Annotated in this window: 22 protein-coding genes; 6 read left to right on the top strand and 16 right to left on the bottom strand. The window is 41.2% G+C overall.

All coding sequences use genetic code 11. The features are described from left to right. The first annotated feature begins 148 nt into the window (after positions 1–148). The 4 genes from cysK to crr all read left to right on the top strand — a co-directional run bounded on the left by cysK (position 149) and on the right by crr (position 4138). Positions 149–1102: a cysteine synthase A gene (gene cysK, locus ACLPIE_RS14800; RefSeq protein ID WP_430262553.1), complete on the top strand. Its 954-nt coding sequence runs from the start codon at positions 149–151 to the stop codon at positions 1100–1102. 353 nt (positions 1103–1455) lie between these two features. After that, positions 1456–1713 carry a phosphocarrier protein Hpr gene (gene ptsH / locus ACLPIE_RS14805; protein WP_369310699.1) on the top strand — a complete coding sequence of 86 codons (258 nt, stop codon included), beginning with the start codon at positions 1456–1458 and terminating at the stop codon, positions 1711–1713. A 140-nt stretch (positions 1714–1853) separates the two neighbouring features. Continuing rightward, the gene (gene ptsI, locus ACLPIE_RS14810; protein WP_430262554.1) at positions 1854–3581 is read left to right on the top strand and encodes a phosphoenolpyruvate-protein phosphotransferase PtsI; all 1728 of its coding nucleotides are present in this window, start codon (positions 1854–1856) and stop codon (positions 3579–3581) included. A 47-nt stretch (positions 3582–3628) separates the two neighbouring features. Next, a complete protein-coding gene (gene crr, locus ACLPIE_RS14815) occupies positions 3629–4138 on the top strand; it encodes a PTS glucose transporter subunit IIA (protein WP_430262555.1) in 510 nt (169 codons plus the stop codon). A 102-nt stretch (positions 4139–4240) separates the two neighbouring features. Here the strand turns inward: crr and cysM are convergent, their stop codons facing one another. The 8 genes from cysM to ACLPIE_RS14855 all read right to left on the bottom strand — a co-directional run bounded on the left by cysM (position 4241) and on the right by ACLPIE_RS14855 (position 12111). Then, complete coding sequence (gene cysM, locus ACLPIE_RS14820; protein ID WP_430262556.1) at positions 4241–5122, bottom strand: cysteine synthase CysM; 882 nt, start codon at positions 5120–5122, stop codon at positions 4241–4243. A 375-nt stretch (positions 5123–5497) separates the two neighbouring features. Beyond that, positions 5498–6586: a sulfate/thiosulfate ABC transporter ATP-binding protein CysA gene (cysA, locus tag ACLPIE_RS14825; RefSeq protein ID WP_430262557.1), complete on the bottom strand. Its 1089-nt coding sequence runs from the start codon at positions 6584–6586 to the stop codon at positions 5498–5500. A 2-nt stretch (positions 6587–6588) separates the two neighbouring features. Beyond that, entirely contained in the window at positions 6589–7449 is an 861-nt protein-coding gene (gene cysW / locus ACLPIE_RS14830; RefSeq protein WP_430262606.1) for a sulfate/thiosulfate ABC transporter permease CysW, read from the bottom strand. Next, the gene (gene cysT, locus ACLPIE_RS14835; RefSeq protein WP_430262558.1) at positions 7449–8279 is read right to left on the bottom strand and encodes a sulfate/thiosulfate ABC transporter permease CysT; all 831 of its coding nucleotides are present in this window, start codon (positions 8277–8279) and stop codon (positions 7449–7451) included. The genes cysW and cysT overlap by 1 nt, the downstream gene beginning before the upstream one ends. Next, positions 8279–9301: a sulfate ABC transporter substrate-binding protein gene (locus ACLPIE_RS14840; RefSeq protein WP_430262559.1), complete on the bottom strand. Its 1023-nt coding sequence runs from the start codon at positions 9299–9301 to the stop codon at positions 8279–8281. Before ACLPIE_RS14840 ends, cysT begins: the two co-directional genes overlap by 1 nt. A gap of 541 nt (positions 9302–9842) precedes the next feature. Then, positions 9843–10742, bottom strand: a complete 900-nt coding sequence (locus tag ACLPIE_RS14845; RefSeq protein WP_430262560.1) for a Dyp-type peroxidase — start codon at positions 10740–10742, stop codon at positions 9843–9845. Between the two features lie 240 nt (positions 10743–10982). Then, entirely contained in the window at positions 10983–11588 is a 606-nt protein-coding gene (locus ACLPIE_RS14850; protein ID WP_430262561.1) for an RpoE-regulated lipoprotein, read from the bottom strand. Between the two features lie 91 nt (positions 11589–11679). Next, positions 11680–12111 carry a GNAT family acetyltransferase gene (locus ACLPIE_RS14855; RefSeq protein WP_430262562.1) on the bottom strand — a complete coding sequence of 144 codons (432 nt, stop codon included), beginning with the start codon at positions 12109–12111 and terminating at the stop codon, positions 11680–11682. Positions 12112–12247: 136 nt separating this feature from the next. Here ACLPIE_RS14855 and hemF point away from each other — a divergent pair, with 136 nt between their 5' ends. Continuing rightward, on the top strand, positions 12248–13165 hold the full coding sequence (gene hemF, locus ACLPIE_RS14860) for an oxygen-dependent coproporphyrinogen oxidase (protein ID WP_430262563.1): 918 nt from the start codon (positions 12248–12250) through the stop codon (positions 13163–13165). Between the two features lie 158 nt (positions 13166–13323). Further along, a complete protein-coding gene (locus ACLPIE_RS14865) occupies positions 13324–14460 on the top strand; it encodes a M4 family metallopeptidase (protein WP_430262564.1) in 1137 nt (378 codons plus the stop codon). Between the two features lie 118 nt (positions 14461–14578). On the opposite strand, the gene rluF is transcribed toward ACLPIE_RS14865, so the two are convergent. The 8 genes from rluF to ACLPIE_RS14905 form a co-directional block, all read right to left on the bottom strand. Then, entirely contained in the window at positions 14579–15448 is an 870-nt protein-coding gene (gene rluF / locus ACLPIE_RS14870) for a 23S rRNA pseudouridine(2604) synthase RluF (RefSeq protein ID WP_430262565.1), read from the bottom strand. A gap of 163 nt (positions 15449–15611) precedes the next feature. Beyond that, positions 15612–17090 (bottom strand): ribosome biogenesis GTPase Der, encoded by a 1479-nt coding sequence (gene der, locus ACLPIE_RS14875; RefSeq protein ID WP_430262566.1) that lies wholly within the window; start codon positions 17088–17090, stop codon positions 15612–15614. 130 nt (positions 17091–17220) lie between these two features. Beyond that, entirely contained in the window at positions 17221–18393 is a 1173-nt protein-coding gene (bamB, locus tag ACLPIE_RS14880; protein ID WP_430262567.1) for an outer membrane protein assembly factor BamB, read from the bottom strand. A gap of 23 nt (positions 18394–18416) precedes the next feature. Further along, a complete protein-coding gene (locus ACLPIE_RS14885) occupies positions 18417–19037 on the bottom strand; it encodes a YfgM family protein (protein WP_430262568.1) in 621 nt (206 codons plus the stop codon). A gap of 10 nt (positions 19038–19047) precedes the next feature. Continuing rightward, a complete protein-coding gene (hisS, locus tag ACLPIE_RS14890; RefSeq protein ID WP_430262569.1) occupies positions 19048–20325 on the bottom strand; it encodes a histidine--tRNA ligase in 1278 nt (425 codons plus the stop codon). Between the two features lie 216 nt (positions 20326–20541). Next, entirely contained in the window at positions 20542–21660 is a 1119-nt protein-coding gene (gene ispG / locus ACLPIE_RS14895; RefSeq protein WP_430262570.1) for a flavodoxin-dependent (E)-4-hydroxy-3-methylbut-2-enyl-diphosphate synthase, read from the bottom strand. A gap of 158 nt (positions 21661–21818) precedes the next feature. Next, positions 21819–22751, bottom strand: a complete 933-nt coding sequence (gene rodZ / locus ACLPIE_RS14900) for a cytoskeleton protein RodZ (protein ID WP_430262571.1) — start codon at positions 22749–22751, stop codon at positions 21819–21821. A gap of 201 nt (positions 22752–22952) precedes the next feature. Then, positions 22953–24134 (bottom strand): bifunctional tRNA (adenosine(37)-C2)-methyltransferase TrmG/ribosomal RNA large subunit methyltransferase RlmN, encoded by a 1182-nt coding sequence (locus tag ACLPIE_RS14905; protein ID WP_430262572.1) that lies wholly within the window; start codon positions 24132–24134, stop codon positions 22953–22955. Between the last annotated feature and the right edge of the window lie 79 nt (positions 24135–24213).

A 24213-nucleotide genomic window follows, 5' to 3' on the forward strand; every position in this document is an offset into this window, starting at 1 on the left:
ATCTAAAATAGCGTTTTGTTATAAGCTTAGACCCAAATCATATTTGCATTAATCTGTTCTTCACGTATGTTGAATTCATATTGTAATTAGTCATCTACGCACTAACACAACTCAATTCGCTAACCGATTCGATTTTTAAGGATATCCCATGAGCAAAATTTATGAAGATAATTCGTTGACCATTGGACACACCCCACTCGTTCGCTTAAAACATTTTGGCAATGGCCATATTTTAGCAAAAGTGGAATCTCGTAACCCAAGTTTCAGTGTTAAATGCCGTATTGGTGCTAACATGATTTGGGATGCAGAGAAAAAAGGTATCCTGAACAAAGACAAAGAATTAGTAGAACCAACAAGTGGTAACACTGGGATTGCACTCGCTTATGTTGCGGCGGCAAGGGGCTATAAACTCACCTTAACCATGCCAGAAACTATGAGTATCGAACGCCGTAAATTACTCAAAGCGTTAGGTGCTAATCTTGTGTTAACTGAAGGCGCTAAAGGGATGAAAGGTGCGATAGCCAAAGCCGAAGAGATAGTCAACAGCAATCCTAAGAAATACCTACTCCTTCAACAATTTAATAACCCTGCCAACCCAGAAATTCACGAAAAAACCACAGGTCCTGAAATATGGGAAGATACCGATGGCAACGTTGATGTAGTTGTTGCTGGCGTTGGTACTGGCGGCACGATTACGGGTATTGCTCGATACTTGAAAAACACCAAGGGTAAAGATGTCACCATCGTCGCCGTTGAGCCTGAAACTTCACCGGTTATCACTCAGGCACTAGCAGGGGAAGAAATCAAACCCGGCCCACATAAAATTCAAGGTATTGGTGCAGGCTTCATCCCTGGCAATTTAGATTTAAAATTGCTCGATAAAGTCATTCAAATTAGTGATGACGAGGCGATAAAAACAGCGCGCGAGCTAATGGAAAAAGAGGGGATTCTTGCTGGCATTTCATCAGGCGCTGCCATTGCAGCAGCAAAAAGAATTACCGCAGACCCCGCATTTAAAGACAAAAATATTGTCGTGATCCTGCCATCTTCAGGTGAGCGTTATTTGTCCACAGTTCTGTTCGCTGACATCTCAGCCGAATAACATATTTTCGTTACATTTTCGTTAAAAAAGCACCTTAATGGTGCTTTTTTTGTGGCACGGATCAAACTTTAGCACGGATGGGGATGATTTCTCATACGGGGTTTAGTATTAAACATAGTAATTATTTTGCGCCTCGAAATTAATCACTTTAAGTCAACTGCTCGGTACGTAAAAAATTTACCAGCAGGCAATAGAAAGTCAAAAATTCGTAGGTAAAAACTTAAAAAGGATTGATTACGCACAAAGTAGGAAACCTTTTTGCAAGTTAATAATCTAACTTATACGCAAACCCTGTCTATTTCATCTACAATGGTCTGGGTAATTAAAAAAACGAAAGTTATTGAGGAAATAATATGTTCCAACAAGAAGTCACTATTACGGCACCGAATGGTCTACATACCCGCCCTGCAGCTCAATTTGTGAAAGAAGCAAAAGCATTCACTTCTGATATTTCTTTAATTTCAGGCGGAAAATCCGCTAGCGCAAAAAGCTTATTTAAATTACAAACTCTGGGCTTAACTCAAGGTACAGTTGTTACTATCTCCGCTGAAGGCGAAGATGAAAAAGAAGCTGTTGAACATTTAGTTAAACTGATGGGCGAATTAGAATAATTTCGCACGCAAGAGCATTCGTTTTACCGATTTCATGCTTTGTCCCTGAATGCCATTCATTCAGGGATATTTGAATAATCGATGATAACTCACTGTAGTCTCTGCGACATCAGAACTCCTACCAGTAGTAAGGTAATATTATGATTTCAGGAATTTTAGTATCCCCGGGTTTTGCTTTTGGTCAGGCTTTAATCCTCAAAGAAGATCCTATCGTTGTTAGTACCAAAAAAATCGCTGACGATCAGGTTGATAAAGAAATCGCACGCTTTATTGAGGGTCGTAATAAATCAGCCGAACAACTCAATTTGATTAAAGAGAAAGCCGAAAAAAATCTTGGAGCCGAAAAAGCTGAGATTTTTGAAGGTCATATTATGCTGCTGGAAGATGAAGAGCTCGAACAAGAAATTGTCTCTTTAATCAAAAGCGATAAAAAAACCGCTGATGCCGCGGCTTACTCCGTTATTGAAGACCAAGCTCAAGCACTTGAATCCCTTGATGATGAGTATCTTAAAGAGCGCGCAGCCGACGTACGTGATATCGGTAAGCGTTTATTAAAAAATATCTTAAATATTCCTATTGTCGACTTAAGCGCCATCGACAAAGAAGTCATTTTAGTTGCCGCTGATTTAACACCATCTGAAACCGCACAGTTAAATTTAGACAAAGTGCTAGGTTTTATCACTGATTTAGGTGGCCGTACATCGCACACCTCGATTATGGCTCGTTCCCTTGAGTTACCGGCGATTGTCGGTACCAGCGATGCCACCAGCAAAATCAAAAATGGTGACTTTATTGTTTTAGACGGTGTTAATAACACTATCTACTTAAATCCATCAGAAAGTGAAATCGACAAACTGAAAGCTTTCCGTGATGAATACCTGCAAGAAAAAGAAGAACTGGCAAAATTAAAAGACCTACCAGCCATTACACTGGATGGTCACCAAGTCGAAGTTTGTGCCAATATTGGTACTGTGCGTGATGTTGCAGGTGCAGAACGTAATGGCGCAGAAGGTGTAGGCCTCTATCGCACCGAGTTTTTATTTATGGACAGGGACGCTCTGCCAACTGAAGAAGAACAATTCCAAGCCTACAAAGCTGTGGCCGAAGCTATGGGCAGTCAAGCGGTTATTGTCCGTACTATGGATATCGGTGGTGACAAAGACCTACCGTACATGAATTTACCTAAGGAAGAGAACCCATTCCTTGGCTGGCGAGCAATTCGTATTTGTCTTGACCGCAAAGAAATCTTACACTCACAATTAAGAGCTATTTTAAGGGCCTCGAAATTTGGTAAACTGCGTATTATGTTCCCAATGGTTATTTCCGTTGAAGAAGTTCGTGAACTAAAAGCAGAGCTTGAGGTGCTAAAAGCTCAATTACGTGAAGAAGGCAAAGCCTTTGACGAATCAATTGAAGTTGGTGTGATGGTGGAAACCCCCGCAGCAGCAGTCATTGCTCGTCATTTGGCAAAAGAAGTTGATTTCTTTAGTATTGGGACGAACGATCTCACCCAATATACTTTAGCGGTTGACCGTGGTAATGAACTGATCTCTCATCTTTATAACCCGATGTCACCAGCTGTTCTGAACTTAATCAAGCAAGTGATCGACGCATCACACGCTGAGGGTAAATGGACAGGTATGTGCGGCGAGTTAGCAGGTGATGAGCGTGCAACCCTATTGCTACTTGGCATGGGGCTGGATGAATTTAGTATGAGTGCGATTTCAATTCCACGTATCAAAAAATTAATTCGCAATGCGAACTTTGCTGATACACAAGCTCTGGCTGAACAAGCACTTGCTCAACCTACAGCAGATGAATTGATGAAACTTGTAGATACCTTTATCCAAGAAAAAACGTTATGCTAAGAACAGCACATTAGTTCGGTCCCATATAAACGATTAGGAGAAGGTCCATGGGTCTGTTTGACAAACTGAAATCACTCGTTTCGGAAGACAAGAGTAGCAGTGGCAGTATTGAAATTATCGCCCCTTTATCCGGTGAAATTGTCAATATTGAAGATGTTCCAGATGTTGTGTTCGCAGAGAAGATTGTCGGTGACGGTATTGCGATTAAACCTGCCGGTAATAAAATTGTTGCCCCTGTTGATGGGACAATTGGTAAAATCTTTGAAACCAACCATGCGTTTTCAATTGAGTCTGATGATGGTATAGAGCTGTTTGTTCACTTCGGTATTGATACCGTTGAACTCAAAGGTGAAGGCTTTAAACGCATCGCTGAAGAGGGCCAAGCGGTGAAAAAAGGCGATTTAATCATTGAGTTTGATTTAGCCTTGCTAGAAGAAAAAGCAAAATCCGTTCTTACTCCCGTTGTGATTTCTAACATGGATGAAATCAAAGAACTAAACAAACTGACAGGTGCAGTGACAGTAGGTGAAACTGTCATTATGCGTATAAAGAAATAAGTTAGTTTTCTTTATTACTCAAAACCATCAGGTGCTTGCCTGATGGTTTTATGCGCTTGTAAAAGCAAAATAAGCTTGCACTTTCCCGCTTCACTTACCCTTCTATTCGTCAAATACACCCGTCGATAAATAGCGGTCACCACGGTCACAAATCACCGCTACAATCACTGCGTTTGGGTTTTCCTTCGCAATTTTTAATGCCCCAGCAACAGCGCCACCAGAACTAACACCACAGAATATCCCCTCGACCTTCGCTAAAGCTCTCATAGTATCTTCAGCCTCTTGCTGATTAATATCCAGCACACTATCAACTAAAGACTCATCAAAAATACCGGGTAAATAGTTAGGAGACCAACGTCTGATACCTGGGATTTGGCTTTTTTCAGCAGGCTGTAAACCAACAATATGCACATCACCTTGTGATTTCAAATAACGACTCACCCCTGTGATAGTTCCTGTCGTTCCCATACTCGAAACAAAATGCGTAATAGCACCATTGGTTTGCTGCCAAATTTCTGGGCCTGTAGTTTTGAAATGGGCTAATGGATTATCAGGGTTATTAAATTGGTCTAATACTTTGCCCTCTTTGCGCAGCTCCATTTCTTTGGCCAAATCCCGTGCGCCTTCCATCCCCACTGCGGTGCTAACTAAAATAAGTTCTGCGCCATAAGCACGCATCGACGCTTGGCGCTCTTTACTCATATTATCAGGCATCAATAACTTTAATTTGTAACCTTTTACCGCTGCAATCATCGCAAGAGCGATTCCCGTATTGCCACTGGTTGCCTCAATCAGTGTATCGCCAGGTTTAATTTCTCCACGCTTTTCTGCTTCGCTGATCATCGAAAATGCGGCACGGTCTTTCACTGAACCGGCAGGGTTATTTCCTTCAAGTTTTACCCATATTTCAGCATTGATCCCTTGCGTCAAACGCTGAAGTTTTACTAATGGGGTATTACCAATAAATTGTTCCAGAGTTGACACTTTATCATCCTTATAATTTTTATTTATAAATTAGAATCCATAGAGATAAGATATTATCGCCAATATTAAAATGTGAAAAATGAAATCTCTTCACGTTAACATTAGAAAAATAGATGACCTTTACTACCATAACTGATATAGCAAATTGATATATTATATTACAATAAGTTTATAGAATTACCAGCTGAAATTTATAATAAAAACTTTATTATTCATTAAAAATCAGTTGGTTATATTGAAATTAAAAACAGGGGTTATCTAGCCAAATATCTGTGATAATTAGCGATAAAGCGAAAGGTTCACGCAGAGAAAATGGTAAAAATAAGCATCAATAATATATTAATTATTAATGCTATCTATTATTAAAACTTATCGTCATGCACTTTCGGCTAAATGAGGGGAAATTAATTCAGTATCGCCTTGATAAATTTTAGCATTCCGACTACCTAAAAAGTAACGCTCACCTCGAACTGGAATGCTTTCAGAATGCGACCAAACAACTGACAATGGTTCTTTCCCCCAGCCTATCGGTTGAACCGTTAATTGCCAAAAATGCCCTCTTGGCCCAGATTCAGTTACTCGAACAGGTAAACGGTGATATTCATCCACCTCCGTTTGCAACGAAATCTCCCAAGGGCGTAAAAACACATCCACATCACCTTGGCGAGCACTGGTATGCGCTAACGAAAACTCATACCCATCAACATGTAACATTGAGCCTTTAATTTGTCCTGATATTTGATTAACTTCCCCCATGAACTCAAGAACAAAACGCGTTTCTGGCCGCTGCCAGATATCACTTGGCGTACCCACTTGTTCAATATGGCCTTGGCTCATGACGACAACCCTATCGGCAACTTCCATAGCTTCTTCTTGGTCATGGGTGACAAAGACACTGGTAAATTTTAGTTCATCGTGTAATTGGCGTAACCAGCGGCGTAACTCAATACGAACCTGAGCATCAAGGGCGCCAAAAGGTTCATCTAATAGCAAAATCTGCGGATCAACCGCCAACGCGCGAGCCAATGCCACACGCTGTTTTTGTCCACCTGAAAGTTGCGCGGGATAACGAGAAGCTAAATGTGCAAGTTGCACCATTTCCAATAGTTTCGTCACCTTTTCTTTAATAGCCTGTGCCGATGGGCGCTGCTTACGCGGTAACACCGTCAACCCAAACGCAACGTTATCAAACACGGTCATATGTCGAAATAAAGCGTAGTGCTGGAATACAAACCCCACATGCCTGTCTTTTGCATGAATTCGACTCACATCCTGCCCATGAAAACGCAACGCTCCATGACTTTGTTGTTCTAGCCCTGCAATAATACGTAATAAGGTGGTTTTACCCGAACCAGATGGTCCCAAAAGTGCCACCATCTCACCCGATGCAATATCCAAAGAAATATCATTGAGTACTTGGGTTTTACCAAATAGCTTGCCGATTTTTTCAATTTCAATACTCATGATCAATGGGCTCCTGATTCAGACTGTTGACGACTTAAATGCCACTGCAAAGCACTTTTAAGAATTAATGTGATGATAGCCATTAGTGCAAGTATCCCTGCCGCAGTAAATGCGCCTACAGTGTTATAATCTTGATGTAATAATTCAACCTGCAACGGCAGAGTATAGGTTTCACCACGGATCGCACCTGAAACCACAGATACAGCACCAAATTCACCGATGGCGCGCGCATTGGTCAAAACAACGCCATATAATAGCGCCCAACGAATGTTCGGTAGAGTCACACGCCAGAACATTTTCCAGCCGGATGCGCCTAGCAGTACCGCGGCTTCATCCTCTTGGCTACCTTGGCTTAACATCAAGGGAACCAATTCACGAACCACAAATGGACAGGTGACAAAAATGGTCACTAATGCCATGCCAGGCCATGAAAACATTAGCTGAATATCAAACCCTTCAAGCCATCCACCAAACCAACTATTTGAACCGTAAAATAGTAAATAAAGTAAACCTGCAACCACCGGAGAAACAGCGAATGGTATATCCACTAACGTTAATAACACTTGCCTTCCCGGAAAATGAAAACGCGTGACTAGCCAAGCCATCATCGTGCCAAAAATCAAATTTACAGGTACCGTAATCAATGCAATAAGCACCGTTAAACCAATAGCATGTAACATATCGGGGTCAGCTAAATTCAATAAAACGGCACCCAAGCCTTTTTGGAATGCTGTAATAAAAATCCAAATAATAGGAATAATTAATAATAGAACGGAAAACACAATACCGATTGCAATCAGCGACCACTTTCCCCAGTTAACCGAAGAACGATTAGTAGCATGAATAGGTGAGACTTTTACCATCATTTGCCTCCTAATCGCTTACCAAAGCGGCTTTGTACTAAGTTAACACTAAATAAAAGTAGCAATGAAACGGCTAAGATAACGGAAGCAACCGCACTCGCTGCTGGGTAGTCAAACTGTTGTAATTGACTGAAAATCATCAAAGAAACAACCTCAGTTTGCCATGCAATATTACCTGCAATAAAAATAATCGCCCCAAATTCCCCTAAGCTACGAGTAAATGACAATACGGTTCCCGCCAATAGCGCAGGAGATAGTTCGGGCAATACCACACGGCGGAAAGTTTGCCAACGACTCGCACCAAGCGTTTGCGCAGCCTCTTCATATTCAGGCCCGAGTTCTTCAAGAACCGGTTGTACCGTACGCACCACAAAAGGAATACTGGTAAATGCCATCGCTACGGCGATCCCTAACCATGTATTCACCACTTTAATATCGAACTGGTGCAAATATTGACCATACCAACCCGATGTAGCAAATAGTGTCGCTAGCGTTAACCCTGCAACCGCCGTTGGTAAGGCAAAGGGTAAATCCACCAAACCATCTAAGAATAAGCGCCCTGGAAAGCGGTAGCGAGTCAAAATCCAAGCGAGCAACATACCAAATACCGCATTAAACAGGCTCGCAACTAGCGCTGATAACAAAGTCACTTTATAAGCAGCAACCACTTGTGGGTAACTAATCACAGCCCAATATTGCTGCCATGTCATATCTGACAGTTGCACAACCAACGCACTCATGGGTAACAGCAAAATCAAGCAGGTATAAAATAAGCTACTGCCTAACGTTAGCCCGAATCCCGGTAAAAAACGCTTTCCAGAACGATTCATTAACGACGTCCTTGAGCCATTAATTCATCAAACTCTCCACCTGTTGAGAAATGTACCTCCATCACTTTTGGCCAGCTCTCAAATTGTGACTCGACTGTAAAGAGTTTCGTTTCAGGAAATTTGGCTCTATTGGCTTCCATAACCGCTTTATCATTCACTCGATAGTTGAAATTGCTTATAATTTCCTGAGCTTGGGGACTATATAGGTAATTTAAATAGGCTTTAGCCACCTCTTCTGTGCCATTTTTTTGCACATTTTTATCAACCCAAGCCACAGGAAACTCGGCTAAAATATCCACAGGAGGCACAATCACCTCGTAATCAGACTCACCATACTGGCTACGTATATTATTCACTTCAGATTCGAAACTGATCAGCACATCCCCCAACCCTCTTTCGATAAAAGAAGTGGTTGCTCCGCGGCCTCCCGTGTCAAAAACTTCAACATTTTTCAGAAATTGTTTCATTTGTTCACGAGTTTTAGTGGTATCACCCTTATTTTCTTGATTAAAAGCGCCCCACGCCGCAAGGTAGGTATAACGGCCATTTCCTGATGTTTTTGGGTTAGGAAAAATAAGTTTGACGTCTTCACGAACAAGATCGTCCCACGTTTTAATTCCCTTTGGGTTTCCTTTACGCACTAAAAATGCCATCGTAGAATAATAAGGTGAGCTATTGTTGGGTAAACGCGCTTGCCAATCAGTAGGGATCAGATTTCCCTTATCATGTAAAATTTGTACATCTGTGACTTGGTTATAAGTGACAACATCGGCTTTAAGCCCTTGCAATATCGCCAACGCTTGCTTTGATGACCCCGCATGTGACTGCTTAATGGTTAACTTGTCGTTCGGATGTGCTTCATTCCACTGTTTTTCAAACGTAGGATTTAATGCCACGAATAATTCACGCGCGATATCATAAGAGCTATTCAATAGTTCAGCAGCTATTAGTGGTGAGCTTCCTAATAACGAAACGGTGGCCAAACTTGCCAAAGCGGTCTTTTTCAAAAATGACTTTTTCATTTTGCCCTCAATGATTACTAAACCCAAACGTCTAACATAAAGTCACTGTATCTGTTTTGGTTATAACTGTGTAGCTATCAATCACCTTTTTATATATCAAATTGGAATAACAAAGAAAATATCGACATAAGCATAGAAATCCTCTGTTATTTTAATAAGTTAATGACTTGAATCTGATTCAATCACTCGCTAGTTATTAGCCACTACTCACAGTTACTCATTTTCTCACTTCCATTTTTCGCTTGTATTGCAGCCCCCACAAAAGGATTTAAAAATAGGGGCTCTAAATCAAAACATTAATATAGCGAAAACGTAGAAGGCGTTGATCTTGAAGCACAAACTACCCGTGATATCTATTTTGAATTGCTATGCGAAAAAGAGTTTGAATTGCCCCCAAAAATCATAATAGCAACACGTAAATACCGCATTGAATAACGATTAGCAGGGAATAAGGTTATTTGAGGACGTTGATATGGATAAATATGATGGCCAAGCTGTAAGCATTAAGATGAGTCGCCGCATCCATGCGGCAAGAAATTAATTATAAAGAAAGTAACATTTCGATAGATGGCGCGTAATAGTAGCTACCTGAAACCGCTTTTGTCATGCGCAGTAAATCGTCGTATTTACCATCTTTCTCACCGAACATGCTTAATAGCTGCTGTTCGATATTGTGTAACCGTGCACAATAAGCAATAAAGAATAAACCGTGTTTACCGCTTGCTGTACCATATGGCAAGCTGTGGCGCATTACTGAAAGCTCTTCGCCATCTTCTTCAATAACAACACGTGATACATGAGAGGTCACATTGCGTACGTCTTCATCTAATTCAACACTGTCTTTTTTAGTACGACCAATCATTTTTTCTTGTTCATGTTCAGAAAAACGATCCCATTTTCTTAAATCGTGCTCATAACGTTGAACTAAAACGTAACTTCCGCCTTTATCATCACCCTCTTCAATCAGTGTAACTTCCGCAATCTCTTCCCCTTGCGGGTTTTCAGTACCATCAATAAAACCACTAAGATCCCTATCGTCTACCCAACGGAAACCGTGGATCTCTTCAACCACATTGATAGACTTACCAAATGCTTTGAGTGCAGCTTGAGCTAAAGAGAAGTTAATATCATGACGTAGCGATTGAATATGAATAAACATATCTCTTTGCGTCGCCGGTGCAAGCCCTTTACCTAATGTCTGAAACGGCTTCAATTCCGGCGCACTTTGCGCATGTCCCAATTGCTTCCATATATCCGAACCAAATGCAATAACGGCACCAAGACGATCATCAGGATACTGTGCTTGCAATTTGGTCAATGCATCAACAAAGCTCTTACATCCAGATTTCACGTCATCCAGAGATCTCTCTTGCACTTGTGCTTCAATAAAAATACCAAAACGGCTATGTTCTTTCAAAATACCACTTTGAGAATGAGACATACGGTAAACCTCGTAAAATTAATATGTTATATAACCTAATTTTTATATAAACGATGATGCTATCGTATCTTATCGTTATGATCTTCACTTTGTTTTAACGCAAAGGTCTATAGGTTTGATTGCCTATTATAAGAAAGAAAGTTTAAGAAAGGGATCATTTCTTTAAGAACAAAAGATCGGTCTGTTTGGAGGAGGTACCGCCAACGTGATAGTCATCAGCGATACTATTTAAAAATCAGATCATTTATGCCAAATAATCTGTGATATCTTCCAAGTTTGTAAATCATCATCAGAAGGCATTAAGTCTTCAGGCCCCTGCCACTTACCCGTAAAGCGGTAAATCACCTTGGTAGACTGAGGTGCATTACATTCGATGGTAGCTACATCATTAACTCGCTCACCAAGACCACAAACACCGAATGCTTTTTGATAAATTTCACTAAATTCAGTACCGATTTTTGGCCCCCACTCGGTGACAATATCGGAGTCATTCACAATAATACGTGATACATAACCATGCTCAGGGCCTATGATTTCCAATTTAACTTCATCATCATTCAGGCCTTGAAAAACAGTCACAACATCGCCATTTTCCATTTGCATGCCAGAGCGAATAATATATCGATCATTGAGCTTATCTTTGACCACATCCGCTTGCATAGGGGTGAAATTGGTGACATCACCTAGTCCAGAACTTGAAACAGTAAGTGGACCACTGAACCAAGTTGATGGCGAAAAAACTTTCACGCCAGCACACCCCGATAACAGCATTACTCCACAAAGTAGAGATACTTTGAATAACGGTACAAAGCCACTATGATTATTCAGCATTGCATGTTGTGACATATCATCCTCTTTAATGAGTCGCATAATGCATATTGTGACAATCTATTTGCCAAAACATTCACATCAACGTTTAAACAAATAGCCAACTAACCTAAAAATCCATTTCGCGAGTTAATTTTTTTGCGTAAATCAAACGCTCAGGCTGTTCTTCTTCATATAACATTTTTTCAAACATACAGATAGCGGCATCTGATTCTTCACTAACTAATAATTCAATTCTTCCACACCCTCTGGCAATTAGCTTTTTTTCAAGTCGACTTACCAAAGCATTAGCAATACCACGACCACGATACTCAGGATGTACGGCAAGGTAAACCGCTGTGCCACGAATACCATCGTATCCACCCATAATGGTGCCAACGACTTCTCCTGCAACCTCAGCGACTAAAAATAAGTCTGCTCCGCATTGTAATTTACGTTCGATATCAAGCTCAGGATCACCTGAGTACTCATTAAGAGAACAACGCTCCCATAACGTCAGTACATCTTCGTAATCACCTTGGCGAAAAATCCGTATTTCCATAACATTTGCTCGTCTAAACTAATCTTTCTATCATTATCACTGCTTTTACCACACAATCAATATTCAATATGCCTTTTTTCATGTAAAGGGGTATACTTTAACCATTATTTTTTACTTATGGTTTTATTATAAAACAATGAATTACCCAGATATCAGTCGTGTAAAAGCCTATTTACAAAGCTTGCAAGATACTATTTGCCAAAAAATCACTGAACTAGATGGTAAAGAAACTTTTCTAGAACAAACATGGGAACGCTCTGAAGGTGGTGGTGGTCGCAGTCGAGTATTAACCAATGGGGAATTATTTGAACAAGCTGGCGTTAATTTTTCACATATTAAAGGGGAGAAATTACCCGCTTCAGCTTCAGCGCATCGCCCTGAACTGGCTGGTCGCAGCTACCAAGCAATGGGGGTTTCACTCGTCATTCACCCTCTCAATCCATATTTACCGACAACTCACGCTAATGTTCGTTTTTTTATTGCTGAAAAAGAAGGCGCAGAGCCTGTTTGGTGGTTTGGTGGGGGCTTTGATTTAACACCTTATTATGCATTTACTGAAGATGTCATTCATTGGCATACCGTTGCGCGCGATTTGTGTCAACCTTATGGTGATGACGTTTATCCCAAGTACAAAAATTGGTGTGATGAATACTTCTTCTTAAAACATCGAAATGAGCCTCGGGGTATTGGTGGGCTATTTTATGATGACCTCAATCAAGGTGGATTTGAGTCTTGTTTTAGCTTTACTCAAGCCGTCGGAAATGGTTTTCTACAGGCTTATGTCCCTATCGTTGAAAAACGCCGTGATCATTCATGGGGTGAACGTGAGCGCCAGTTTCAATTATATCGTCGTGGTCGATACGTCGAATTCAATTTGGTTTGGGATAGGGGCACACTCTTTGGCTTACAAAGTGGAGGCCGTACAGAGTCAATTTTAATGTCAATGCCGCCGCTTGTTCGTTGGGAATACGATTATCACCCTGAGCCTAATACTCCAGAATCAGCCCTCTATACTGATTTTTTAATTTCAGGTAAAGAGTGGGTCACACCATAATTACTAATACGGACTTATGTTTTTAGGCAGAAGCATCACGTTTCTGCCTTTTAATTAAATGTAACATTAATTGATAAAATTAGTTAAATATCAGTTAGTTACACAACACCCAAAACCCATTATGATTCCATCTCAGTCAAATTGTATGGAGTTATAATATGAGTCAAATTCTAGGTCGTTCCTTATTATCACCTTGTCTGATATCCAGTTTAGTCGCTGAAAACAGTGGTTCTGAATTGAAACCCACGCTTATGCATATCAATGATATTATGAGCCGACTGTATTCAGATGAAGATGTGCGTATACAGCGTGAATTATTCTCTAACTGTCCTATTAATATGAAAAAAGGCAATAATCGCCTTATTCGTGATGCGCAACGTTCAGAAGAAAACCCATATCACGACCACTCTAATCTACCGATTTGCCAACGTGATCAACTGACCCCAAATGAACATATGCCACATGATGACTTTGCTATCATAATGCAAGAAGGCGATGTCAAAGCGCCTTCGTTAGTTGCAGCTATTGTCTACGATTCAATTGGCACTATTCGCTCATTTTTTAAGGATAAATTAAATATTAATCAAATATTTGGCTGTACTGCTGATATCAATGCGATTATTCATTATGGAACAAACTATGCCAATGCTTTCTGGAATTCTCAGGCTATTTTCTTTGGGGATGGAGATGGAACAACTTTTGGTCCATTCTACAATGATATTGACATAATCGCTCATGAGTTATCCCATGGTTACATTAATTCAAAAGCAAATTTTGAATATATCTACCAATCAGGCGCATTAAATGAATCTGTCGCTGACGTTTTAGGCATCATGGTGAAACAATTCGTGCGACAGGAAACCGTAGATGAATCTAACTGGCTAATTGGTGAGAACTTATTTATTGATAGATATAGAGCGTCAGCTTTGCGTTCAATGGCCAATCCTGGTAGTGCATACCGCTTATCTGATACAAATAGAGACCCACAAGTAGGCCATATGTCTGAGTTTCGCAATTTACCTTACTATGTTGATAATGGTGGTGTTCATATAAATTCAGGTATCCCAAACAAAGCATTTTACTTGCTTGCCATGGAGTTAGGAGGTTACAGCTGGGATATTGCAGGAAAAATATGGGTGGCTACCGTATCTGATCCAGAAATCAATGAATCATCAAATTTTATTGATTTCGCAACGGCGACTGTCTGGAATGCCAAAAATTTATTTGATGGCAATATTGCGTTGAAGACTCAGCAGAGTTGGGAAAGTGTAGGGTTGCCCTTAAGCAACAGATAAACTCGACATAACCTTAAAATGTTAGGTACTAAATACACAAAAAGGCCAGTGTTTAAGCGCATTATGCGCCCAAGCACTTAGCCTTATGTTCTACTTTATTTGAAACTAAACCCACACGTTAGCGTTTTTTCTTCTTTCTACCTGGTTGTGTAAATTTCTTACGTGTTGGGTTCTCTGGCTTCGCTTTTGGCTTACTCGCAGTACCTTGCTTCACACTGCTCTTATTTGCCGATGGTGATTTTTGTGCTTTTTTCGGTTTCACATTCGACTCTGATTTTTCCATCATATCAAATAGCTCAATCAATTCATCAGCGGTTAAATCGCGCCATTCACCAACAGGGATACCTGTCAGTTTAATATTCATAATTCGAATACGTTCAAGTTTTGTGACCTCAAAACCAAAGTGCTCACACATGCGACGAATTTGGCGATTTAACCCTTGAACCAGGGTAATACGAAATACAAATGGTGCTTCCTTTTTAACCTTACATTTTTTGGTCATGGTACCTAGAATGGGTACCCCTGCCCCCATACCGCGAATAAACTCATCGGTAACGGGCTTATTGACAGTGACTAAATATTCTTTTTCATGGGAGTTTCCCGCACGTAAAATTTTATTCACCAGATCCCCATGATTTGTCAGAAAGATCAACCCTTGAGAATCTTTATCTAAGCGACCAATAGGGAAAATACGGGTACTATGATTGACATAATCGACGATATTATCTTTTTCACCACTTTCTGTGGTACTGACAATACCCACTGGCTTATTCAATGCAATTAAGACTAAATCTTCTTCATTTCGCGGCTCAATGAGCTGACCATTGACCTTAACGGTATCTCCGGCAAAGACCTGATCACCAATAGCTGCGCGCTTTCCATTAATAAAAACATTGCCTTGTTCAATATAACGGTCAGCTTCACGCCGTGAACAAATACCACTTTCACTGATATATTTGTTTAATCGCGTAGAAGAACGAGTATCCATAATTTCCCTCAATCATTTATTCCCCTGCTGTTCCATTGTTATCTATTTTGGCAACACAGGCACAATGTTTAGTTTCCAAGCTTTCGCAGTAAGTAATATAGTAAAAAGCCGTAACATAATCATTTTGTTACGGCTTTCTATAAGGTTAATGAACCTTAATTAACTAGCGTTTTTTCAAGTGCTGCATTAAACGTTTACGTTTACGCAATTGAGTTGGGGTTAATTTATTTTTCTTATCTGCATATGGGTTTTCACCCTCTTTAAACAGAATTCGAATTGGCGTCCCCATCACTTGTAATGAACGGCGGAAATAGTTCATCAGATAGCGTTTATAGCTGTCGGGTAAGTCTGACACTTGGTTGCCGTGGATCACCACAATCGGTGGATTATGTCCACCTGCGTGTGCATATTTCATTTTCACACGGCGACCGCGGATCAATGGGGGCTGGTGTTCATCTTCCGCCATTTTCATGATGCGTGTTAACAGTGCAGTACCGACACGGCGAGTCGCAGATTCATAGGCTTCTTGTACCGACTCAAACAAATTACCTACACCACTGCCATGCAATGCAGAAATAAAGTGAATACGCGCAAAATCAACAAAACCAAGGCGCAGTTCAAGCATGTCTTTGACGTGTTCACGGTCTTCTGGCTTCATGCCATCCCATTTATTCACCGCAATAACTAATGAACGTCCTGCATTGAGGATAAAACCCAGTAACGATAAATCTTGGTCTGAAATACCTTCTCTCGCATCAATAACTAATAATACAACGTTAGCATCTTCAATCGCTTGCAACGTTTTAATAACAGAGAATTTTTCAACTGTTTCAGTCACTTTTCCACGTTTACGTACACCGGCAGTATCGATTAAAATATACTCGCGTTCATCGCGTTCCATTGGAATATAAATACTGTCGCGGGTTGTGCCTGGCATATCAAACACAACCACCCTTTCCTCCCCTAAAATACGGTTTGTCAGGGTTGATTTACCCACATTTGGACGACCAACAATCGCGAGTTTAATCGGGAGCGTGGTTGGGTCAAAATCATCTTCTTCGTCTTCAGCAAGCTCACTTTCCGCTTCTAACTCCGCCCAATAAGCGGCATTTTCCTCTTCTTCCGTCAATTCAACGTCTTCTTCCTCGACGTCAATAAAAGGCTTTAATGATTGCTCGATAAGCTGAGTTACACCACGGCCATGAGAAGCGGCAATTGGATGGATTTCACCTAAGCCTAGTGAATAGAAATCGCCAACCGCAGTATTTACGTCAATACCATCAGTTTTATTAGCAACTAAATACGTTTTCTTTTTACGGCTACGAAGATGTTTGGCGATACCTTCATCCGCAGGCATTAAACCCGCCCTTGCATCAACCATAAACAAAACAATGTCTGCTTCTTCAATTGCCTGTAAGGACTGTGCAGCCATGTGCGTTTCAACGCCTTCTTCAGTCCCATCGATACCACCTGTGTCAATAATAATAAACTCATGCCCTTCAACTTCAGCACGACCATATTTACGATCACGGGTCAGACCTGGAAAGTCCGCCACTAATGCGTCACGGGTACGGGTTAAACGGTTAAATAACGTGGATTTTCCAACGTTTGGACGCCCTACCAGCGCTACGACGGGTATCATTCTTAGATGCCTCACAACTTTTATTAACTAAAGGAATTCTGAGGCTTTCACTCAGAAAACAAAAAAACGAAACGGCTCCTGTCATCAGGAACCGTTGATTTTATCGATAAATTGGCGGTTTGTCAGAAAATTAACGTGTTAACAGATAAACTGTTCCGTTTTTAGTCTGAACCATAAGTTTATCACTTGCCACAACTGGGCGACTATGGATGCCCGAGCTGTTTAATTTATTTTGAGCAACAAACCCACCAGTGCTCATATCTAACCAGTGTAAATAACCTTCTTTGTCACCGACAACAAGGTAACCATTATACATTTCTGGTGCAGATAACCCACGATTTAATAAGTCTTCCTGCGTCCACAAAGTCACACCATCACTCTTGCGCACAGACAATACACGGTCATTTTGGTCAACTAAATAGAGATTTTCACCAGACAGTACCATATTATTAACTGAGCCTAATTCACGCTTCCAAATAATTTGGCCTGAACGCATATCAAGTGCCGCCAATGTGCCATTGTACGCAATGGCATAAACCTTACCGTCATCAATAATTGGCGTCATATCAACATCATTCAAGCGACCAATTTCAGTTGAACTGGTTACCTGAGAAATACGTTGTTGCCAAATTAATTGACCTTGGGACAATAAAACGGCATTTACACGACCATTATCACCACCTACTATCGCCGCGCCAAACGCGACAGCGGGTGCAGACTCACCACGTAATGACAGTGATGGCGTGTCCATATTAACGGTCCACTTAATTTCACCGCTGTTGACATCTAGTCCCTGTAGCTGCCCGTTACTGGTATGAATGATAACCAAATCATTGCTGACAACGGGTTTTGACAAAGCTTCGCCCGCCACTTCAACGTCCCAAACGACTTGACCATCTTCTTTGTTTAACGCAATAACCGTCCCACGCTCTGTCCCGATAAAAATTTTATCGCCATCAACAGTTAAACCACCAGAAAGTAAAGCCGATATGTTAGCTGAAAGGAAACCTGTACGCTTAGACAAATCAACCGACCAAATCTCTTTACCGCTATCTAGTTCAAGTGCTTTTACTAAGCCTTTACGATCTGCCGCATAGACTGCTGAGCCATCCCAAGCTGGGGACAATTCAGAATAAAATTGTTCAACACCATTCCCAACAGATTTATCCCAAACAATTGTTGGAGTGAATTGATTTTCAACCTGTGGAAGTGGCGCCATGATAATAGAGTCAGTTTCGCTGGAACAACCGGCAAGTAAAGCTGAAGCGACTAGGCCAACCAAAAGAGTTTTGCGCAACTGCATGTTTGTCGTTTCCTTTCTTCTTATTAATTAGATACGTTGTTCAATTTCAGAGTTAAAATGCTTCTAAGAGATTGAGAACCTTCACTTTCTAACCCCTGAGTGTACGCTGCTTTCGCTCCCGCTTTATCACCCTTATGGAGTAATGCATCGCCACGGACATCCTGTGCCGTTGCTTGCCATGACTTACCTTTGATATTTGCCACAGAGGCTATCGCACCATCAGCATTGCCTTGCGCTAACTGTACACGAGCCAAACGCAAGTTAATTAAATCTTGCATATCAATGGATTTCGCTTTAGCTAATGCATTAGTCAATGCCGTCTGCGCACGGGCTAAATCACCTTTATCAACCGCAATCTGAGCGAGCTCTAAGCTCATCATCGCACTGTAAACATCATCCGTCTCAGCTGCAAATTTCTGTGCAGAGGCAATCCCCTCTTCAGAACCCGAACGTAACTGTATATTCACCGTTTCAAATTTTTGTGCACTTTCTTGCAGCGTATTGGTTTTATGAGTTTGCCAATAATTCCAGCCAAACACGCCACCAACACCAATAACGAGACCAACCACTAATGCAACACCATTATTAGCAAAAAAACGTTTGATTGCATCAACTTGGTCATTTTCGTTTGTATAGACTTCCACTCGTCTCTCCTTAACCTAATAGCTCAGCGATACGCGAGGCCATTAGTTGCTGTGAAATGGTTTCTTGTTCGCCAGTGCGTAAATCTTTTAATGTAACTTGGCTATTATTAATTTCGTCTTCACCCAAGATCAGCGCAATTTTAGCGCCTTGTTTATCGGCTCTTGCTAACTGTTTCTTGAAGTTACCACCACCGTGGTTAGTCATCAGGCGCAAGGTTGGTAATGCATCACGAACCTGTTCAGCAACCAATAAAGCAGCTTGTTGGCTATTGTCGCCAAATGATGCTAAATAGACATCCGCCACAGAGGTATCGGCAGTAAACTCAGGGTTTACTTGCTGCACTAATAACACCATGCGCTCCATACCCATAGCAAAGCCCACCGCTGGGGTTGCACGGCCACCGAGTTGCTCTACAAGGCCATCATAACGGCCACCAGCACAAACCGTCCCTTGTGAACCTAGTGCGGTTGTTACCCATTCAAATACAGTACGGTTATAGTAATCAAGACCACGAACTAAACGTTGGTTGACTCTGTATTGAATACCCGCTGCATCTAACAATTTGCATAAACCATCAAAGTGTTCACGTGATTCGACATCAAGGTAGTCAAACAGTTCAGGTGCGTCGTTTAATAAAGCTTGGATGTCTTGGTTTTTAGAATCTAGTACCCGTAATGGGTTAGTATACATGCGACGTTTGCAGTCTTCATCTAGCTTGTCTTTATGTTGTTCTAAGAAAGCAACCAATGCTTCACGATAATTCGCACGCGCCTCTAATGAACCAATAGAGTTCAGCTCTAGTGTGACGTGTTCACTAATCCCCAAAGCTTTCCACCAACGCGCCGTCATTAGAATCACTTCGGCATCGATATCTGGCCCAGCAAGACCAAATACCTCAGCACCTAATTGATGGAATTGGCGATAACGGCCTTTTTGTGGGCGCTCATAGCGAAACATTGGCCCTAAGTACCACAAACGCTGTTCCTGATTGTACAGCAAACCATGCTCAATACCGGCACGCACACAACCTGCGGTATTTTCAGGGCGTAATGTCAGACTTTCATCGTTACGGTCATTGAAAGTATACATTTCTTTTTCAACGACATCCGTCACTTCACCAATCGCTCTGCGAAATAGCGGGGTCTGCTCTACAATCGGGGTACGAATTTCGCTAAAGCCATAACCCTGTAAAATATTTTTCAATGTTGCTTCGATTTTCTGCCATACACGCGTGTCAGCTGGTAAGTAATCATTCATACCGCGAATGGCTTGGATATTTTTTCCCACTTTATTTCTCTATTTTCAGAATTACATAAGTTTGATTATAAGAGCGAAATATCATCAGATTCAATCAACAAACACCTATTACCGATACTAATCGGGATTTATCTGTTGATTTGGACTATGAGTGACCGATTTTAGAAAAAAACACGGCGAATTAACACCATTAATCCTCTGATAAATGCAAAAACTGGCTCTACTTGAGCCAGTTTATCTATCTAATTAATTTTTTTGGCTAATTTCAATCCGATTGTTTTCATCCATCATGGCAGCTTTCGCACGAATTTTTGCTTCTAATTGGTCGATAATATTGTCATTATCGAAACGTTCCTTTTGGCGTTTACCATCTTCATAAAAGCCACTTTTCGTTTTCGCCCCAGCAACCCCTAGAGTCGACACCTCAGCTTCCCCTGGACCGTTAACCACACAGCCAATAATAGAAACATCCATCGGGGTAATAATGTCTTCTAAGCGTTGCTCTAGCTCATTGACAGTGCCAATCACATCAAATTCTTGGCGTGAGCAAGTTGGGCAGGCAATAAAGTTGATACCTCGCGAGCGAATACGCAATGATTTTAAGATATCAAAACCCACTTTAACCTCTTCAACTGGATCAGCGGCTAAGGAAATACGCAGCGTATCGCCGATACCTTCTGACAAAAGCATCCCCAAACCAATTGCAGATTTAACAGAACCCGCACGAGCACCACCTGCTTCGGTGATCCCTAAATGTAGCGGTTGGTCAATCTTCGTGGCCAATAGACGATAGGAACCCACGGCTAAAAAGACGTCAGACGCTTTTACACTCACCTTAAATTGCGTGAAATTCAGCCTATCTAAAATATCAACATGGCGCATTGCTGATTCAACTAATGCTTCTGGCGTTGGCTCACCATACTTTTCTTGGATATCTTTTTCTAGGGAACCTCCATTCACACCAATGCGAATGGGAATGTTATAATGGCGAGCACAATCAACAACTTGACGAATTCTTTCTTCGCTACCAATATTACCTGGGTTTATACGCAAACAATCAACGCCGTACTCAGCAACCTTAAGTGCTATCCGATAATCAAAATGAATATCAGCCACTAACGGCACATTGACCTGTTGTTTAATCAATTTAAACGCTTCTGCCGCATCCATCGTGGGAACGGAGACACGGACAATATCCACGCCAACGCGTTCAAGTGATTTAATTTGGCGAACCGTTGCTTCAACGTCAGTGGTTCGTGTATTCGTCATGGATTGAACGGCAATAGGTGCGCCATCGCCAATAGGCACGCTGCCTACATTGATACGGGTTGATTTACGTCTTTTTATCGGTGATTCATTATGCATTTTTCTTTAACTCTCCGAACGTCCATGTGCTCTTTAATACCGTGTTATAGTGATAACATTAACGTGTGACTGACCTCACTATACACAAGAAAGCAAACTATAACCTATCATAAAAGACATTTTGGGATATAGTTTGCTTCTTTTTATTTGTAATCTTTTTAAGCTTCAGGTAGCTTCAATTTTGCAGGACGTTTCGCCTTGATGAAGCGGCTTAAATCAACCGCATTACCTTGGAACTGGATAGCAACGTTCGCTGGCGCACCAATATTCAAGCGATAGGGTTGTGCACCATCTAGCTCCAGCTTGTCACCATTATTCTTTGTGCCACTAAATAAGATTTTATTATTAGCATCACGAATTTCTAACCAGCACTGCCCCGTAAAATTTAAGACCAATGCACTGCTGCTAGGAGCCACTTCAGTGTTTTCCGTTGATTGCGTTCTTTCTTGTGCAACAACTGACTGAGGTGCATTTGGTAACGGTATTGTTCTTACTGGGGCTTCTTCTGCCACAGTATTAACTGGTGTAGGATTTTGAACCAACGTTTCAGGCGGGTTTTCCAATGTATTGACTGGTGCGTCATTAATTGAACTCGGCAAATCAACGGGATTCGAGTTGTTATCTTGCTGAGATAAAATTAAATCACTTTGATTGGCCATAGTGACTAACTCGTCTTTTTGCGCATTATGATCTTGCCACCACCAAATACCTACCATCGCAATCAGTATAATGACTATCAGCCACGTTAATTTCATTAACCAGCCTTCACGTTTTTTACGCTTTTTGCCTAATGAATAACTTTGCATTGGTGATGCTTTAACTAAAGGGATATCTTCTTCAACTTTCATTAGCGTTTTAATGTCGCTTTCCGCTATCCCTACCATACGTGCATACAGACGAATGTAGCCCCGTAAGAATGTCGGTTCCACGCCAGCTGGAGCAATATCTTGTTCTATCTCTTTTACCGTACTCGTTTTAAGGCACAATCGTTCTGCAACAACGTCTTGTGTTAGCCCCATGCGCTCACGTGCTTGCGCTAATAATTGTCCTACTGTTACAGTAGTTTGTTCGGTATTATTTTCGATAGTCATTTGCTGGCAACATTATTTCCAAGTTTAAAAGATATAAAGCAAGTCTAGACCCACTTTATTCGTCAGAATCTATCATAGCGTTGAAACAACAATTAAATTTATGTTATTACTTTTACTATTGTAGGTGAACGAAGGCGTTTTTCATAACGCTAAAACGCCCTAGATCATAACCTAATTCACTGATTTGAGATTATCTATAAATCAGACTGTTTTTACCTTGATAGGTTCCCCAGCTAAGCGTTTTTTCAGAGTTCGTTTTGTTCTATCGATCACATCTCCTGCTAATTGACCACATGCAGCGTCAATATCATCGCCACGCGTTTTACGAACTATAGTCGTAAAACCGTATCCCATCAATACTTTACAGAAGCGATCGATGCGACTATTTGAGCTACGACCATACGGAGCTCCTGGGAACGGATTCCACGGAATTAAATTAATTTTACTTGGTGTGTTTTTTAGACATTCCGCCAATTGGTGTGCTTGCTCAACACTATCATTAACGTGATCCAACATCACATACTCAACGGTTACCCGCCCTGCGTTCGCATTTGATTTGGTTAAATAGCGATTTACGCTGTTTAGGAAAGTTTCAATATTGTACTTTTTATTAATTGGTACGATATCGTCACGAATGTCATCCGTTGGAGCATGTAATGAAATGGCTAATGCCACATCAATCATATCCCCTAATTTATCCAACGCCGGCACGACACCTGACGTTGAAATCGTCACGCGTCGTTTAGATAGACCAAAACCAAAATCATCTAACATGATTTCCATTGCTGGAACCACATTATTTAAATTCAATAATGGCTCGCCCATCCCCATCATCACGACGTTGGTAATGGGGCGTCGGCCACTGGATTTCAGTGAGCCAATAATTTTGGCTGCACGCCAAACTTGTCCAATAATTTCTGACACACGTAAATTACGGTTAAACCCTTGTTGTGCAGTCGAACAGAATTTGCACTCTAATGCACAGCCTACTTGTGAAGATACACACAGTGTGGCGCGATCCGCTTCAGGGATGTACACCGTTTCAACCAATTGGTCTCCGACTTTAAGTGCCCATTTGATGGTACCATCCGCTGAGCGTTGTTCCTCAGAGACTTCTGGAGCACGGATTTCCGCCACTTCCTTCAGTTTTGCTCTCAGGACTTTATTAATATCGGTCATTTGGTCAAAATCATCATAGCAATAATGGTAAATCCATTTCATAACCTGATCGGCACGAAAAGGTTTTTCGCCCATTTGCGCAAAGAATTCACGCATTTGCTTGCGATTTAAATCCAGTAGGTTGGTTTTTTGATTCGTTTTATCTGGTGTGACAGAAATAGCGGAAGAAGTTGCACATTGTGCATCAGTCGTCATATCGGACATGTGTATTGCCTCGTTGTTACACTTTCGGCAGTGCTAATATTTATTGTAGCACGACGTAATTTTTGCGGTCTTAAAATAT

It is taken from the genome of Providencia sp. Me31A (assembly GCF_050487165.1).
Taxonomy (GTDB): Bacteria; Pseudomonadota; Gammaproteobacteria; order Enterobacterales; family Enterobacteriaceae; genus Providencia.